14 protein-coding genes and 1 pseudogene are annotated in these 16,548 nt (G+C 73.0%); 11 read left to right on the top strand and 4 right to left on the bottom strand.

All coding sequences use genetic code 11. The annotated features are described in order from the left end of the window. Positions 1-43: 43 nt before the first annotated feature. Positions 44-1,699: an alkaline phosphatase gene (locus Q4D18_RS03570; RefSeq protein ID WP_303125877.1), complete on the bottom strand. Its 1,656-nt coding sequence runs from the start codon at positions 1,697-1,699 to the stop codon at positions 44-46. 127 nt (positions 1,700-1,826) lie between these two features. On the opposite strand from Q4D18_RS03570, the gene Q4D18_RS03575 reads away from it, so the two are divergent. Then, the gene (locus Q4D18_RS03575; protein WP_303125880.1) at positions 1,827-2,666 is read left to right on the top strand and encodes an alpha/beta fold hydrolase; all 840 of its coding nucleotides are present in this window, start codon (positions 1,827-1,829) and stop codon (positions 2,664-2,666) included. 87 nt (positions 2,667-2,753) lie between these two features. Here the strand turns inward: Q4D18_RS03575 and Q4D18_RS03580 are convergent, their stop codons facing one another. Further along, the gene (locus Q4D18_RS03580) at positions 2,754-3,695 is read right to left on the bottom strand and encodes a DUF808 family protein (RefSeq protein WP_303125882.1); all 942 of its coding nucleotides are present in this window, start codon (positions 3,693-3,695) and stop codon (positions 2,754-2,756) included. Between the two features lie 224 nt (positions 3,696-3,919). Here Q4D18_RS03580 and Q4D18_RS03585 point away from each other — a divergent pair, with 224 nt between their 5' ends. Then, entirely contained in the window at positions 3,920-4,462 is a 543-nt protein-coding gene (locus Q4D18_RS03585) for a PACE efflux transporter (RefSeq protein ID WP_303125884.1), read from the top strand. A gap of 35 nt (positions 4,463-4,497) precedes the next feature. On the opposite strand, the gene Q4D18_RS03590 is transcribed toward Q4D18_RS03585, so the two are convergent. Next, positions 4,498-5,388 (bottom strand): patatin family protein, encoded by an 891-nt coding sequence (locus tag Q4D18_RS03590; protein WP_303125886.1) that lies wholly within the window; start codon positions 5,386-5,388, stop codon positions 4,498-4,500. 83 nt (positions 5,389-5,471) lie between these two features. On the opposite strand from Q4D18_RS03590, the gene tpx reads away from it, so the two are divergent. Together tpx and Q4D18_RS03600 are read left to right on the top strand one after the other, a co-directional pair. Further along, positions 5,472-5,972: a thiol peroxidase gene (tpx, locus tag Q4D18_RS03595; RefSeq protein ID WP_303125888.1), complete on the top strand. Its 501-nt coding sequence runs from the start codon at positions 5,472-5,474 to the stop codon at positions 5,970-5,972. A 92-nt stretch (positions 5,973-6,064) separates the two neighbouring features. Further along, positions 6,065-7,195, top strand: coding sequence for a S1C family serine protease (locus Q4D18_RS03600; protein WP_303125891.1), 1,131 nt, complete (start codon positions 6,065-6,067; stop codon positions 7,193-7,195). A gap of 9 nt (positions 7,196-7,204) precedes the next feature. Here Q4D18_RS03600 and zupT read toward each other — a convergent pair whose 3' ends face one another. Then, complete coding sequence (gene zupT, locus Q4D18_RS03605) at positions 7,205-7,999, bottom strand: zinc transporter ZupT (protein ID WP_303125893.1); 795 nt, start codon at positions 7,997-7,999, stop codon at positions 7,205-7,207. A gap of 184 nt (positions 8,000-8,183) precedes the next feature. Here zupT and Q4D18_RS03610 point away from each other — a divergent pair, with 184 nt between their 5' ends. The 7 genes and pseudogenes from Q4D18_RS03610 to Q4D18_RS03640 all read left to right on the top strand — a co-directional run. After that, positions 8,184-9,734, top strand: coding sequence for an NAD(P)/FAD-dependent oxidoreductase (locus tag Q4D18_RS03610; protein WP_303125895.1), 1,551 nt, complete (start codon positions 8,184-8,186; stop codon positions 9,732-9,734). 42 nt (positions 9,735-9,776) lie between these two features. Continuing rightward, a complete protein-coding gene (locus Q4D18_RS03615; protein ID WP_303125896.1) occupies positions 9,777-10,418 on the top strand; it encodes a hypothetical protein in 642 nt (213 codons plus the stop codon). Next, positions 10,415-11,323 carry a hypothetical protein gene (locus Q4D18_RS03620; RefSeq protein ID WP_303125898.1) on the top strand — a complete coding sequence of 303 codons (909 nt, stop codon included), beginning with the start codon at positions 10,415-10,417 and terminating at the stop codon, positions 11,321-11,323. The genes Q4D18_RS03615 and Q4D18_RS03620 overlap by 4 nt, the downstream gene beginning before the upstream one ends. 200 nt (positions 11,324-11,523) lie before the next feature. Then, positions 11,524-13,431, top strand: a complete 1,908-nt coding sequence (locus Q4D18_RS03625) for an ABC transporter family substrate-binding protein (protein ID WP_303125901.1) — start codon at positions 11,524-11,526, stop codon at positions 13,429-13,431. Positions 13,432-13,590: 159 nt separating this feature from the next. Continuing rightward, positions 13,591-15,111, top strand: coding sequence for an ABC transporter permease (locus tag Q4D18_RS03630; RefSeq protein WP_303125905.1), 1,521 nt, complete (start codon positions 13,591-13,593; stop codon positions 15,109-15,111). Between the two features lie 80 nt (positions 15,112-15,191). Further along, complete coding sequence (locus tag Q4D18_RS03635; RefSeq protein ID WP_303125935.1) at positions 15,192-16,328, top strand: ABC transporter permease; 1,137 nt, start codon at positions 15,192-15,194, stop codon at positions 16,326-16,328. Then, positions 16,325-16,548: pseudogene (locus Q4D18_RS03640) on the top strand (hypothetical protein); the annotation flags it as partial. The gene Q4D18_RS03635 and the pseudogene Q4D18_RS03640, both read left to right, overlap by 4 nt.

Here is a 16,548-nt window from a genome sequence, read left to right on the forward strand (position 1 = left end):
GCGGGGGGGGGGGGCCCCCCGTCGTCCGCGGCGGCGGCGGGGGTCAGGCCGCCGTCAGCGTGCGGGAGTAGACGGTGCGGCCGTTCGCGTTGATCAGCCGGACCCGGAACTCGGAGCCGTCCTCGGGGATCTCGACGTGGCCGAAGTACTGGTGCTCACCGGAGCGCGGTGAGCCCATGATCGGTCCCGCCTCGTGGAAGTCCACGCGCGGGCCGAACGTCCCGTCCAGCGGATTCGGGCCGAAGGAGCCGGCGTTGATCGGGCCGGCCACGAACTCCCAGAAGGGGTCGAAGTCGGTGAGCGCGGCCCGGTCGGGCGAGTAGTGGTGGGCGGCGGCGTAGTGCACGTCGCCCGTGAGGAAGACCACGTTCCGGACCCGGTGGTCCTTGATCGCCTTGAGCAGGCGTGCCAGCTCGAGCTCTCGCCCCAGCGGACGGCCCGGGTCGGCATTGGAGATCGACTCCTGGGCCTTCCCGTCCGGGACGACGAGCCCCAGCGGCAGGTCGTTGCCGATGACCTTCCAGGTGGCGGTGGAGGCCTTCAGCTCGCGGATCAGCCACTGCAGCTGCTCCTCGCCGAGGAGCGGCGTCTCGTGCTCCTCCAGGCCGGGCGTGTTCTCCCCCTTGAAGGTGCGCATGTCCAGGGCGAACACGTCGAGCGAGGGGCCGCGGGAGATCTTGCGGTGGATGCGGGCCGGGGCGAACCCGTCGCCCCGGCGCCGGAGCGGGCGCAGCGCGGTGGCGTCCGCGATCGGCATGTACTCCTGCCAGGCGCGGCGGCCGCGGGCGGCGAGGGTGTCCACGTCCCGCACCCGGGTGTACCGCGGGTCCTCGAGCACCTCGCCGGGCCACCAGTTGTTCGTGGTCTCGTGGTCGTCCCACTGGGCGATGACCGGCACCTCGGCGTACAGGGCGCGCACGTTCTCGTCCATGAGGTTGTAGCGGTGGCGGCCGCGGAACTCGTCCAGCGTCTCAGCGACCTTGGAAGTCTCCTCGGTCACCAGGTTGCGCCACGTCGGCTCGCCGGCCACCGTCATGGTCTCCGGGATCGGGTTGTCGGCGTAGACCGTGTCGCCGGAGTGCAGGAAGAAGTCGGGCTTCGTGTCCAGCATGGCCGCATACCCGCGCATGCCGCCGATGTCGGGGTTGATGCCGTAGCCCTGGCCCGCGGTGTCGGCGGTCCAGACGAAGGACTGGGCGGCGCTGGTGCGCTGGCCGAAGCGCTTGCCGGGGGCCGTGGTGACGTGGGCCACGGCGGACTCGCCGAGGCGGCCCGCCTCGTCCTCGAAGGCGTAGGTCACCTCGAAGCGCGTGCCGGAGGGCAGGCGGTCGGCCACGATCTTGGCGGTGTGGTCGGTCCGCCCGTCGACCCAGCCCGAGCGCAGGGTCACCCCGTGCTGGAACCGGCCGCGGCGGATGACCTCCCCGTCCTCGTCCACGGCGCGCAGCACCGCGGTGAGACGGGACGTTCCGGAGGAGCGGGCCCACAACACGGCGGAGTCCGAGGAGACGTCGCCCGTGGCGACGCCGGAGGGCAGGGTCAGGCGGGAGGCGACGAGGCCGCCCGGGGTGTGCCGGGGGTGGGTGTGCGCGGGGCGGGCGGCGGCCGGCGTCGCCAGGGCGGCCGGGGCCAGCAGGCCGGCGGCGAGGACGGAACGGCGGGAGGCGGACGGGAGCAGGGGCGCGTGGTTCTCGCTCATGGGGCGAGCCTGCCGCGCCCGGACGGGGCCCAGCGGTGCGGGTGATGACCGGTCGGGCACGGGCAGGTGAACTCTGCGGTGTCAGCACGGGCGGACCGGTGCGCCCCGCGCCGCCTACCCTGGTGCGGTGACCTCAGCGCAGCCGCACTTCACCCCCGCCCACGACGCCTCCCTCGCCTCCACCCGGGTGGGTGAGGGCCCGCGCCGCGTCGCCTTCCTGCACGGCCTGATGGGCCGGGGCCGGAACTTCACCGGGATCGCCAAGGAGCTCGCGGACGACTTCACGTGCGAGCTGATCGACCTGCCGGACCACGGCCAGTCCCCGTGGACGGACCGCGTGGACTACCAGGAGCTCGCCGACCGCGTGGCGGCGCACCTGCGCGCCGGCCTCGCCGCGGACGGCCCGGTCCACCTCGTGGGCCACTCGATGGGCGGCAAGGTGTCCATGGCGCTCGCCCTGCGCCACCCGGACCTCGTGGACCGTCTCGTGGTGGTGGACATCGCCCCCCGCATGTCCGAGTCCGCCACGGACGAGTTCGTCCACCTGCTCGGGACCATGCGCCGCATGGACCTGGCCTCGTACGGCTCCCGCGCGGAGGCGGACGCCGCCATGGCCGAGCACGTCCACGACGAGCGCGTGCGCGGCTTCCTGCTGCAGAACCTCCGCCGCGAGTCCGGCCGCTTCTCGTGGCAGCCGAACATCGACATGCTCTTCGCGCACCTCGAGGAGGTGGGTCGCTTCCCCGACCCCGTGGTCCCCGAGGACCCGGAGCGGGTGTTCGACCGGCCCGTGCTCTGGCTCGGGGGAGCGGACTCCGACTACATCCGGGACGCGGACGTGCCGGGGATGAAGGCCCTGTTCCCGCGCGTCGTGCGGGTGACGGTGCGGGACGCCTCCCACTGGGTGCATGCGGACCAGCCCGAGGCGTTCGTCACCGCGCTGCGCACCTTCCTCACCGCGGACTGAGGGCGCCGGGTCCGGCCCGGAGCCGCAGACACGGACGGGCCCGTCTCCCGGAGGGGAGACGGGCCCGTCGTCGCGGGGGCGCCGGCGTCAGTGCGCCAGGGTGTCCTTCTTCCCGCGCACGCGGTCCACGACCAGCATCACGACGACCACGAGGGAACCCCAGATCAGGCCCCACACCGCAGAGGTGAGGGTCTCCACGAGCCACGCGACGAACCCGCCGGCCGCCTCGACCGCATGGACGATGTCGTGCTGCAGGTCATAGGGCCAGGGCAGCCCCAGGGCGGAGAGCTCCATCAGCACGATGTGCCCGCCCACCCAGAGCATGGCCACGGTGCCGATCACGGTGATGACGCTGAGCACCACGGGCATGGCCTTGACCAGGCCGGCGCCGAATGAACGGCCGCCCGAGGTGCGGGCGCTCTCCGTCATGTGCAGACCGATGTCGTCCATCTTCACGATCAGCGCCACCGCGCCGTAGACCACCGCGGTGATCACCACGGCGACCACCGCCAGGATCGCGGCCTTGAGCCAGAACGACTGGTCCGCCACCTCGTTCATGGAGATCACCATGATCTCCGCGGAGAGGATGAAGTCCGTGGTGATGGCCCCGCGGACCACCTTGTCCTCCGCCTCGGGCCCCTTCTCCACGGCCGGAGCCTCGTGGGACGCGTGGTGGCCGGTGAGCTTGCCCCAGATCTTGTGGGCGCCCTCGTAGGAGAGGTAGGTGCCGCCGGCCAGGAGCAGCCACGGCAGCAGCCACGGTGCCAGCCAGTCGATCAGGAGCAGCGCGGGCAGGATGAACAGGAGCTTGTTGCGCAGCGAGCCCTTGGTGATGCGCCAGATCATCGGCAGCTCACGCTTGGCGGCGGCGCCGGACATGTACTGGGGCGTCACGGCCGCGTCGTCCACCACCACGCCGGCGGCCTTCGCGCTCGCCTTCGCGGCGCCGGCGGCGACGTCGTCCACGCTCGCCGCGGCCAGGCGCGCCAGGGCGGCGACGTCGTCGAGCAGGGCTACCAGACCACTCATGCGTGTTGCTCCTCGGAGGGTGTGCGCTCCCGCGGCGGTCGCGGCGCGGTCTCGAGCATAACGGGACCGCCCCCGGCGCTGAGCGCCGGGGGGCGGTGTGACCTGCGCCGTCGCCGGGTGCGCCCCGAGCGAAGCCGCGGGGGAGGGGCCACAGCAGGTCCTAGGGTGGGCACGGCGCGCCTCCGACCCGCCCCGCCCCGCCTCACGTCCTCAGGAGGACCTCCATGCCCCGTGCCGCCGACGTCGACGCTGCCTCCGCCGCGGAGCTCTCCGCGCCGCGCGGGCCCGGGGGGCGCCGGGCGCTGGTCGGCCGGCCGGTGTTCGCCTCCGCGGCGCTGCGCCGGGTGGTGTACGCCGTGGTGTTCGAGGCGTTGGCGATCCTCTTCACCACCGGCATCCTCTCGGCGCTGGGCAACGCCGGCGGGCCCTCGCTGGCGGTGGCCGTGGTCTCCTCGACGGTGGCCCTGCTCTGGAACCTGGTGTTCAACACCCTGTTCGAGCGGTTCGAACGCCGCGTCGGCGTCACGCACCGGCCGTGGTGGATGCGCGCGGCGCACGCCATCGGCTTCGAGGGCGGGCTGCTCGTCTTCCTGGTGCCCGCGGTGGCGCTCGTGCTCGGCGTGGGGCTGTGGGAGGCGTTCCTGATCGAGGCCGGGCTGCTCGTCTTCTTCCTCGTGTACGCGGCGGTGTACGCCTACGTGTTCGACTCGGTGTTCGGGCTGCCCACGGAGTCCGTGCGGGAGCGCCCCGCCGCGGTCCGGACCTGATCCGACCCCGGTCCGGCGGCCGCCAGGGCATCCGTTCAGAGCCCGAGGAATTCCTTGATCGCCGGCATCTCCCGCCGCGCCTGCGCCAGGCCCAGCTCGTGGGACGCGGCCAGCTTCGCCACGGACCGCTCCCCGTTGGACACGGGCATGGTCTCGGGGACGAACAGGTAGGCGCGGCCCTCCCGCTCCATCTGGAACAGGCGCTCGCGCGTGGCGTTGTACCGCTGCCACCGCGTCAGCAGCGCCTCGGCCACGGCGGGGTACCTCCGGAACGCCCGCTGGTAGAACGCGGGGAAGCGCTCGGGCCCCTTGACGTAGGAGCGCTCGCGGGTCATCACCACGAACAGCCGCTCGAAGCCCGCCTCCTCCGCGGCGGTCACCGGGATGCCGCCGTCCACGCCGAGGGCGCCGTCCACGAACACCGTGCCCTCCGCGTGCACCGGGGGCATGAGGATGGGCATGGTCGAGGACGCCCGCACGCGCACCATGAGGTCCCGCAGGGTCCCCATGTCCTCGCGGGTCCACCAGCGGGTCTCGCCCGTGACCGCGTCGAAGCCCGCGAGCACCAGACGGGCGGGGTTGGCCTCGAACGTGGCGAAGTCGTACGGCAGGTCCGCCTCCGGCAGGCCCGCGTGCTCGTAGATGTACTCCGCGTTGAACATCCCCTTGCCGCGCAGGAACGTCCGCCAGTTCCCGAAGCGCGGGTCGTCCGCGAAGTCCACGAACGCCTGCCGCGCGCGCTCGGGGGAGCGGGAGAGGTAGTTCACGGAGTTGGAGGAGCCGGCGGAGATCCCGGCCACGAAGTCCACGTGCACGCCCGCGCGCAGCAGCTCCACCACCATCGCCGAGGTGTAGGAGGCGCGCATGCCCCCGCCCTCGAAGAGCAGTGCGGTGTCCGTGACGTTGGACGTCAGCGTCTCGTGCATCGGATGCGGCCTCCCGTTCGCCCTGCGCCGAGTCCCGCGGGACACGCCCACGCCCGGCCTCGCGCCATCCTAGGCTGTCGCCCATGGCCATGACCCATCTCAAGAGCACCCCCGTCCGCACCGTGGGCGAGCTGCCCGCGGTCGGCTCCGCCGCGCCCGCCTTCACCCTCACGGGCCAGGACCTCGGGGCCGTCGAGCTCGCCGCGCTGGCCGGGCACACGGTGGTGCTGAACATCTTCCCGTCCCTCGACACCGGCGTGTGCGCGCAGTCCGTGCGCCGGTTCAACGAGGAGGCCGCCGGGCTCGAGGGCACCGCCGTCCTCGCCGTGTCCGCCGACCTGCCGTTCGCCGCCGCCCGCTTCTGCTCCGCGGAGGGCATCGACGCCGTCACCCCCGCCTCCGTCTTCCGCTCGGACTTCGGCACCGTCTACGGCGTGGAGCTCGCCGAGGGCCCCATGGCGGGGCTGCTCGCACGCGCCGTCGTCGTGATCGACGCCGAGGGCCGCGTGGTGCACACCGAGCTGGGGGACGAGATCACCGCCGAGCCGGACTACGAGGCCGCCCTGGCCGCCGCGCGCGGCTGATCCCGGTGACCGCAGTCCCACCCGCCCGGCCGCCCCAGACGCCGCCCCCCGGCTGGCCCCCGCCCGCGCGGCCCCGACGATCGCCGGGGACCGTGCTGATCAGCGTGCTCGGCGTCCTCGGTGCCGTGGTGCTGGCCGTGGGGCTGGCGCTGCTGGTCGCCGGGCGGATGGGGGACATGGTCGCGCGGCAGGGGACGGAGGCGGCGGCCCCCCGGGCGTCGAGCGAGGAGCTGCAGGCGCTCGCGGCCGGCCTCGAGGGCGCCCATGACGGCGTGACCGTGGACTGGGACGGCGCGGTGGGGTCGGGTCCGGGCCTCGCCGCCGGCGCCCGGGTGGACGACGCCCCGGGCGTCCTCCTCGTGGAGACCACGCTGGGCACCATGATGGGGACCGGGACCGGGATCGTGCTGTCCGAGGACGGGCTCGCGATCACCAACTACCACGTGGTGGAGGACTCCTCGGACGTCGTCGTCACGGTGGCGGACACCGGCCGGCGGTACACCGCCACGGTCCTGGGCCGGGACGCCGAGCACGACATCGCCGTCCTGGACGTGGAGGACGCCGCGGATCTGACCACCACGAGCGTGTCCCGGGAGCTCCCCGCCCGTGGAGATCGGGTGGCCGCCGCCGGCAACGGCTCCGGACAGGGCCATCTGACGGCCGTGGCCGGGGAGGTGCTGCGCACGGACCAGTCGATCATGGCGGCCACCGAGGGCACGGACGACTTCGCCCGCCTCACCGGGCTGATCCAGACGGACGCGGACGTGGTGCCCGGCTACTCCGGCGGTCCACTGGTGGACGCGGAGGGTCAGGTGGTGGGCGTGACCGTGGCCGCGAGCGAGGGCACCACCTCCGACGAGGTCGATGGGTTCGCCATCCCGCTGGACGTGGCCTTCGACGTCGTGGCCCAGGTCCTCTCCGGCGAGGAGACGGACACCGTGAGCATCGGGGCGGACGGCTCGCTGGGGATCATGGTCTCCGGCTCGGGAGACGGCGTGGAGGTCCTCCGAGTGGACCCGGGCTCGGCCGGCGAGGAGATCGGCCTCGCGCCGGGCGACGTGATCACCGCCGTGGACGGCACGGAGGTGGGGGGCAACGCCTCGCGGATGTCCCGGCTGGTCAACGACCACAACGCGGGGGAGCGGATCGCCGTCGTGTGGCGGACCCCCGACGGGACCGAGCGTGAGGCCGAGGCGGTCCTCCAGGAGGCCCGCTACAACTGAGCCGCCGGCTCAGGCGAGCAGGTCGAGGGAGACCAGCATCACGGCGATCCCCGCCAGCGCACCCAGCAGCGTGGGGGTGCGTCCGCCGGCGCGCTGCGCCTCGGGGAGCAGGACGTGCAGGCTCAGCGTCACCATGACGCCGGACACCAGGCCGTACACCGCGCCCAGGACCGCGGGCGTCAGGAAGGGCGCAAGCACCAGGTAGCCGACGAGGGCGCCGACCGGCTCGGCCACGCCGGCCACCGCCGCCCAGGTGAAGGCGCGGCGCCGCGAGCCCGTCGCGGTGCGCACCGGGACGGCGACGGCGATGCCCTCCGGGACGTTGTGCACCGCCATCGCGATGGCCAGGGCGAGCCCCACGGAGGGGTCCTCGAGGGCGCCGGCGAAGGTGACGAACCCCTCCGGCAGGTTGTGGGCCGCGATCGCGGCGGCCGTCACCGCGCCGAGGCGGGCCATGCGGCGGGTGGCGGCGCCCGTGCCGCCCGGCCCGGCGCCGTCGGCCGGGGACGGGGGAGCGGGCTCCGGCAGCAGGTGATCCAGCAGCAGGTAGGCACCGGCCCCGGCCAGGAGCGCGGCGACCGCCGCGAGGCCTCCGGCCAAGCCCACCCCGGTGGCCAGACCCTCGCCCGCGGCCGGCATCATCTCCGCGAGCGAGACCGTCACCATCACCCCGGCGGCGAGCCCGAGGGCCATGGCCAGCCCACGGCCGGAGATCGGCCGGCCGATGGCGCCCAGGGCACCGCCGACGGCGGTCGAGACCCCGGCGACCACGGTGAGCGCGAGGGCCGTCCAGAACGGGTCCATGCGTGGGCCTCCTTCCAGACGGCGGTCGGCGTGGCCGGGACGGCCTGCGGGGTCGTCCGCCATCCTAGGGGGCGGACCGCCCCGGCCCTCTCATGGCGGTCTCATCGCACGCGGCCACGCTGGGGGTGAGCACCCCGTCCGCTCCGCGTGCCGTCCCGGGCCCGCCCCGACCCCAGGAGTCCCCATGTCTCGTAGGCCCTCCCTGCCCACCCGCGTCACCGGTCTGGCCGACCGTCTCGGCCTGCCGCTCGGCGCGGGCCGAGCGGCCCCCGGGCAGGGGTTCGCCCTGCCGCGGGGCGCCGAGCCCGGGCGCGCCGTCGTTGTGGGCTCGGGCCCCAACGGTCTGACCGCCGCCGCCCTGCTGGCCCGGGAGGGCTGGAAGGTGGACGTGTACGAACGGCACTCGGCGCCGGGCGGGGCGAGCGCCTCGGCCCCGGTGCTGGGGGAGGGGACCGTGGTCGACCTGGGGGCGGCCGGACACCCGTTCGGCGTGGCCAGCCCCGTGTTCCGTGAGCTGGACCTCGTCGGCCACGGCTTGCGCTGGGTGCACCCCGACCTGCCCATGGGCCACCCGCTGCCGGATGGCCCCGCGGCCCTGCTGCACCGGGACCTGGAGCGCACCGCCGATGGCCTCGGCGTGGACGGCCGCGCGTGGCGGGCGGTGCACGGCGCGCTCGTGCGTCAGCCGGAGAAGCTGGTGGAGGACGTGCTCGGGCCCATGCTCCGACCCTGGCCGCACCCCGTGGCCATGGCCCAGCTGGGGCTGCGCGCCCCGTGGCCGGCAGCGTGGACGGCGCGGGCCGCCTTCCGCACCGAGCAGGCCCGTGCCCTGTACACCGGCTCGGCCGTGCACGCGCTCATGCCCCCGGGTCGGCCCCTGACGAGCGCGTTCGGGGCCCTGTTCGGCGCGCTCGGCATGACCTCGGGCTGGCCCGTGGCAGAGGGGGGATCCGGGGCGATCGTCGCCGCGCTGGTCGCGGTGCTCGAGGAGCACGGCGGCCGGCTGCACCTGGACCATGACGTGAGAGATCTGCGTGAGCTGCCCGCCGCGGACGCGGTGCTGCTGGACATGACACCGCGCCAGGTGGCCGCGCTGGCCGGGACGGACCTGCCCGCCGGCTACGCCCGGGCCCTGCGGCGCTGGCGGTACGGGGCGGCCGTGTCCAAGGTGGACTTCCTCCTGGACGGCCCGATCCCGTGGTCCGACCCGGCGCTGGCCGGCGCGGGCACCGTGCACCTCGGCGGGACGGGGGAGCAGATCCAGCACGCCGAGGCCGAGGCCGCCGCCGGCCGCATGCCCGAGCAGCCGTTCGTCATGCTCTGCCAGCAGCAGGCGGCGGACCCCTCGCGCGCCACGGGCGCGGCCGCGGGCCGCACCGTGGTGTGGTCCTACGCCCACGTCCCGCACGGCTGGGCCGGGGACGTGCGGCCGCTGATCGAGGAGCAGGTGGAGCGCTTCGCCCCCGGCTTCCGCGACCGGATCGTCCGCGCCGTGGCCTCCCGGCCCGCGGACCTGGAGGCCTGGGACCCGAACCTCGTGGGCGGCGACATCGCCGGCGGCTCGATGGGCGGCCTCCAGCTGCTGTTGCGCCCCGCGCCGACCCCCGTGCCGCACCGCGCGGGCCGCCCGGGGCTGTACCTGGCCTCCGCCTCCACGCCGCCCGGCGCCGGCGTCCACGGCATGGCCGGGGCCTGGGCCGTCCGGACCCTGCTGGCCGACCGCGTCGTCCGCTGAGGCCCGCCCGCACCCGTCACCGCCCGTCCCCGAGGAAGACCTGTGAGACCATCGACCACCCGCCGCCCCCGCACGTCCCCGGCCCCCGACCCGACCCCCGCGGACGCCCGCGCGATCGTCCTCGGCGCGGCCGCCGTCGCCGTGGCCCTGTGGCCCCTGCGGGCCTACCGCGGGCCGCACCTGTCCGGCGCGTCGGCGCCGAAGTTCGCGCTGGACTCCTTCCCGCTGTCCACGTACCCGATGTTCTCGGAGCACCGCGGCGACTCGGCGCGGGTCCCTCACGTGATCGGACTGACCGCCGCGGGGGACCGCGTCATCCCGCACTACCGGCACTTCGGGCAGGGCGGGCTCAACCAGACCCGCAAGCAGGTGGCCCGGGCGATCCGCCGCGGGGACGCCGCCGTCGTCGCCCAGGACTACGCGGACTCGCTCGCGCGTCAGAACGCGGCCCTCGGGGGCCGCGTGCCCACCGGCTCCGGGCCCGGCTCGACCCGCCGGCGCCGGGAGGCCGCCATCGCCACCGTCGAGGTGGTCCGCTCGCGCTTCCGGTTCAGCGACCACCTCGAGGGGCGGAACCAGCCGTACCGCGAGCAGGTCCTGGCCCGCTGCGAGGTCGGCGGGACCGCCCAGGCGGTGCAGGAGCGCCGCGCCGCACACCAGATCCCCCCGGAGGCCGCCCGATGAACACCGACCGTCCCGTCCTCCACGCCCTTTGGCGCCACGCCGTGGACGTCCTGCGCCCGGCCGCGACGCCCGCCCGCCCCGCCGTGCTGCGCCTCGGCACCGGGGCCTTCGCCGCCTGGAACGGGTGGCGGCGCCGCGGCATGGTCCGTGACCTCCACCGCCAGGATGCGCGCCGCTTCGAGCCAGTCGGTGTGGTGAAGGTGCTGCAGCGCCCGCTGGCGCCAAGGGTGGCTGACGGCCTGTTCGACGCCGCCCAGGCCGTCAACGCGCTCGCCACCCTGGGCGTGGCGCACCGGGTGACGGGACCGGTGAACGCGGCCCTGCAGCTGTGGACCCTCACCTACCGCAACTCGTGGGGGATGCTCTACCACAACGACAACATGCTCCTCATGCACCAGATGGTGCTGGGTGCCGCCCCCAGCGCCGACGCCCTCAGCGTCGACGCCCTCGTGCGGGGCCGTGGCCTCGCGCCGGCCGTCCTGGAGCGGCGCTACGGCGGGGTGGCGCCCATGGTGAACGCGACGACGTGCGTGGTCTACCTCATCTCCGGCGTCGCGAAGGTCCGCAGCGACCTCGGTGTGAAGTGGGCCGGGGGAGACGTGCTGCGCGGGCAGATCGCGATCGACGGCCTGCGCAAGGAGCTGTTCGGCGGCACGCGACCGGCCGCTGCGGACCTGCTCCGAGATCGCGACGGCCTGTTCACCCTCATGGCGGCCGTGGCCCTCGCCGTCGAGCTCGGCGCGCCGCTGTCCCTCCTGGACCGCCGCGCCGGCCGGGTGTTCGCCCTCGCCGCGTGGGGCATGCACGTGGGCATCCGCGTGGTGATGGGCATCAGGTTCACGTACAACACCTCGGGCGTGAGCTATCTCGGCTACGTCCCGGTGGGACCCCAGCTGCCCCGCTGAACGTCCGCTGTGGCCGGGGGAGGACGACGCCGTATGTCATCCCCGTCGCGCCGCTTCACGTTCCCCGGCGATACCCGTTACAGTGTGTCTCATCTCACGGAATAGTCGTGATCCACGCCACGCCGGAGGTCGTCCCGGGCGGGGGAATCCCCGCCCGCCCGGGTCGCCCTTGCACCTTCAGATGAACGGAAGATCCTTCCATGAAGCACACGAAGCTCTCCGCGGCGACGGCGCTCGCCTTCGGCTCCGCCCTCGTCCTCTCCGCCTGTGCCCCGGCCGGTCCGGCCTCCAACGACGGCGGCTCCTCCTCTCCGGCCGCGAACGGCGGCTCCTCCGCCGCTGAGGGCGGCTCCGCCTCGGGCGGCGCCGGTGAGGTCACCACGGGCGAGAACGGCCAGAAGCTCACCGCCCCCGTGACCGGTCCGGGCCTCGCGGACCTGGGCGACGTCCAGACCGAGGACGGCTCCATCGCCTACTCCGTGGGCGCCGACGAGTTCCTCTCCTACAACGGCCTGCAGGAGAACACGTACACGACGTACAACTCGGCCGTGGTGGACCGCCTGTTCTCCAGCTTCTGGTACTACGGCACCGACGGCACCCTGCTGAAGAACGAGGAGTTCGGCACCTACGAGAAGGTCTCGGACGATCCGCTCACGGTGAAGTACACGATCGCCGACGACGCCAAGTGGTCCGACGGCACCCCCGTGACCGCCGCGGACTACATCGTCCAGTGGGCCGCCGACAACCCCACCATCCAGAACCCGGAGGGCGAGGCGGACCCGGAGACCGGCGACAAGCCGCCGCTGTTCGAGACCATCTCCACGGAGTTCGGCAAGCGCGTGCCGGAGGCGCCGGAGGGTGACCCCAACGGCAAGGAGTTCACCATCACCTACGAGGAGCCCTACGCCGACTGGGAGATCCTCGTGCACACCGCCCTCCCGGCCCACGTGATCGCCAAGGGCGCGGACATGGAGCTGGACGCCCTCGTGGAGGCGGCCAAGGCGAAGGATGTGGAGGCCCTGAAGCCCGCCGCGGAGTTCTGGAACAACGGCTGGGACTTCTCCCCGGGCGAGCTGCCCGAGCAGGACATGATCCCCTCCATGGGCCCGTACCGCATCAAGGACGGCAGCTGGCAGGCCGGCAACTCCATCACCCTGGAGGCCAACCCCGAGTACTGGGGCACCCCGGCCGCCACCAAGGAGCTGGTGATCAAGTTCGCCGCCCCCGAGACCCACGTCCAGGCGCTGCAGAACAAGGAGCTCGACGTCATCGAGCCCCAGGCCACCATCGACACCGTGTCCCAGCTGGACGGCCTGGGCGACCAGGTCAACGTCCAGAAGGGCGACGAGATGACCTGGGAGCACCTCGACTTCAACCGCGGCGAGGGCTCCGTGTTCGCGGACAGCCCGGAGCTGCGCGAGGCGTTCGCCCTGTGCGTGCCGCGCCAGCAGATCGTGGACAACCTGATCAAGCCGATCAACCCCGAGGCCCAGGTCATGAACGCCCGCGAGGTGTTCCCGTTCCAGGACAACTACCAGGAGGTCGTGGACGCGGCCTTCCCGAAGGAGCTGGAGCAGCCGAACCCGGAGAAGGCCAAGCAGCTCGTCGAGCAGTCGGGTGTGGACAAGCCGGTCGTGCGCCTCGGCTACCAGGCCGGCAACCAGCGCCGCACCGAGACCGTGGCCCTCATCAAGTCCGAGTGCGACAAGGCGGGCTTCGACATCCAGGACGCCAACAGCCAGGTGTTCTTCAAGGAGGTCATGCCCGCGGGCGACTACGACGTGGCGCTGTTCGCCTGGGCCGGCTCCGGCCAGAAGGCCTCCGGCGCGAACATCTACAAGTCGGACGGCCAGCAGAACCAGCAGTCCTACTCGAACAAGACCGTGGACGAGGCGTGGGACAAGCTCTCCACCTCTCTGGACGAGAAGGAGCAGCTGGAGCAGACGAAGGCCATCGAGAAGGCCCTGTGGGAGGACTTCCAGGCCATCCCGCTGTACGCGCACCCGGGCGTCCTCGCCCACCAGGCGGACCTCGCCAACGTGCGCGGCACCTCCGTGCAGACGGGCGCCCTCTGGAACGTCGAGCAGTGGAAGCGCGTCGCCGAGTGACGCACGCCTGACCACTGATCCTGCGGCCGCCGGAGCCCCCGGCACCGGCGGCCGCACGCACGGGACTGGGCCCGGCCGACACGGTCGGGCCCAGTCCCGTGACGGAGCGCGCTCCACCACCCCCCACCTCCACGTCCGCACGGAAGGTCACCCCCTGTTGTGCTGAAATTCATCCTGAGACGCCTGGGCAGCTCCCTGCTCGTCCTCTTCGGCGCGTCGATCCTGCTGTTCTTCCTCGTCGTCAACTCGGGCGACCCCCTCGGGGACCTCCGGGAGTCGCAGGCGAACAACCGCGATCAGCTGATCGCCACCCGCATCGCCTACATGAACCTGGACCAGCCCTGGTACGTCCGCTACTTCACCTGGCTCAAGGGCCTCGGCGGCTACCTCCTGGGGCAGGGCACCCTGGGCACCAACCGGTCCGGCCAGCAGGTCGCAGACCTCCTCGCCAACGCCGCCAGCTCCACGCTGCGCCTCGTGGTCCTGGCCACCGTGCTGGCGATCATCATCGGCGTCGCCGTGGGCATCATCACGGCCATCCGCCAGTACTCCGGCCTCGACTACGCCGTGACGTTCCTGATCTTCCTCTTCTTCTCCCTGCCCGTGTTCTGGGCCGCCGTGCTCCTGAAGGAGTACATGGCGATCGGGTACAACAACTGGATCGCCGAGCCCACCCTGAACTGGGCGCTGATCATCGGCCTCGCGGTGATCCTCGGTCTCGTGCTCCAGGCCGCCATGGCCGGCCCCCTCGCCCGCCGCGCCTTCACGTTCCTGGCCACCGCCGTCGTGATCGTCGCCGGGGCCTACCTCATGTTCGCGTTCGACATGTGGCGCAATCCGCGCATGGGCCCGATCGTGCAGCTGCTCATCGGCCTGGCCGTGGCCGTCGGCGCCACCGCGCTCGTCACCGGCCTGCGCAACCGCTCCGTGCTCAAGGCGGGACTCGTCACCGTGGCCCTGGGCATGGTGGGCTACTACGCCACCTACGGCATCCTGTACACGAACCCCAACGGCTGGATCATCGCCGGCCTGGCGGTCATCACGGTGCTCGTGGGCGTCCTCGTCGGCCGTCTCCTCGGCGGGTTCTCCAAGGGCTCGGCCGTCACCGTCTCCGTGGTCACGGCCCTCACCATGGGCACCGCGATCATCGCCGAGCACATGATGAACTACTGGCCCGCCCTCCTGCGCGTGAAGTCGCGGCCCATCTCCACGATCGGCTCCGAGACCCCCAACCTCAAGGGCGACTTCTGGGTGCTGTTCCTGGACAAGGGCACGCAGCTGCTGCTGCCGACCATCCTGCTCACCATCATCTCGGTGGCCACCTACTCGCGGTACACCCGCTCCTCGATGCTCGAGGTGTCCCGTCAGGACTACATGCGCACCGCGCGGGCCAAGGGCCTCGGCGAGCGCCAGGTGATCCTGAAGCACGCCTTCCGCAACTCCCTGATCCCGATCACCACGATCATGGCGTTCGACTTCGCCGGCCTGATCGGCGGCGCGGTCATCACCGAGCGCGTGTTCGGCTGGAAGGGCATGGGCGAGCTGTTCGCCACCGGCCTAGGCCAGGTGGACCCCGCCCCCGTGATGGCGTTCTTCCTGGTGACCGGCACCGCGGCCGTCCTCATGAACCTCGTGGCGGACATCCTCTACGCCGTCCTCGACCCCCGGATTCGAGTGTGATCCCCGTGAGCTCCTCTGCACAGAACACCAGCCGCCCCGCGGGCGGCACCGCCGTCGTCGACCTCGCCGAGGCCGAGGACATCAAGCTCCGGGAGAACGCGGGCAAGTCCTACTCCCAGGGCTCCCTCGTCCGGAAGCGCTTCTTCCGCCACAAGGCCGCCATGGTCTCCCTCGTGGTCCTCGCCCTGGTGACGCTCCTGGCGTTCACCTCGATCGGCTTCGCCGGCATCCCGGGCTGGTGGGACAAGTCGTACACCTCGGCCGCCACCATCGTGAACGGCGGCAAGCCGACCCTGTCCCTCGTGCCCCAGTTCCTGGGCGGCGACGGCCTGCGCTGGGGCGAGCACCCCTTCGGTCAGGAGTCCACGGGCAAGGACTACTTCGCGCTCGTCATGCGCGGCACGCAGCAGTCGATGATCATCGCGGCCATCGTGGGCCTGCTCTCCACCGTGATCGGCGCCGCCGTCGGCGCGATCTCCGCGTACTTCGGCGGCTGGGTGGACTCGGTGCTCATGCGTCTGACGGACCTGATCATCGTCATCCCGCTCCTGGTGCTGGCCGCCGTGCTGGGTCAGATGGCCTCGGGCCTGGAACTCGGGATCATCCCGCTCGCCGTGGTGCTGGGCCTGGTCTCGTGGACCTCGCTCGCCCGTCTGGTGCGCGGCGAGATCCTCTCCCTGAGGGAGAAGGAGTTCGTGGCCGCGGCCGTGGCCATGGGCGCCAAGCCCGGGCGCATCATCGCCAAGCACCTGCTGCCGAACACCATCGGCGTGATCGTGGTGAACGCCACCTTCGCGATCGCCGGCGCCGTGCTCCTGGAGACCTCGCTCTCCTACCTGGGCTTCGGCGTGAAGCCCCCGGACTCGTCCCTGGGCCTGCTGATCAGCCAGTACCAGAACGCGTTCACCACCCGTCCGTGGCTGTTCTGGTGGCCGGGCATGATGATCCTCGCGATCGCCCTGTCCGTGAACTTCCTCGGCGACGGCCTCCGCGACGCGTTCGACCCCCGCCAGACGGGCGGCGCCCGGCGCAAGCGCGGCTTCTTCAGCCGCCGTGCCTCGGCGACGGAGGCCGGCGCCACGACCGCGGGCGGCCTGGCCGCCGCCCCCTCCGCCGCACCGACGGTGGCGGACGTCGACTCCGCCGGCCGCACGGACGGCCCGGAGGCGGAGGACCGCTTCGGCGTCGAGAAGGACGAGAAGGGGGATCTCCGATGAACGCGAAGGCATTCGACGGGAAGGACCGTGACATGGTCGAGAACAACGCCGGCAGCCACGCCGCCTCCGCCACCACCCCCGCGGCGGAGCAGGGCGGCCTCGTGCCGGGTCCGGTCACCGCGCCGCACCCCGTGACGGGGCCGGCCACCAGCGCGATCGGCGTGGTCCAGCGCCATGACGACCTCGGCGGCGAGCCGATCCTGTCCTTCCGGGACGTGGA

Source organism: Micrococcus sp. (assembly GCF_030523875.1).
Lineage (GTDB): Bacteria > Actinomycetota > Actinomycetes > Actinomycetales > Micrococcaceae > Micrococcus.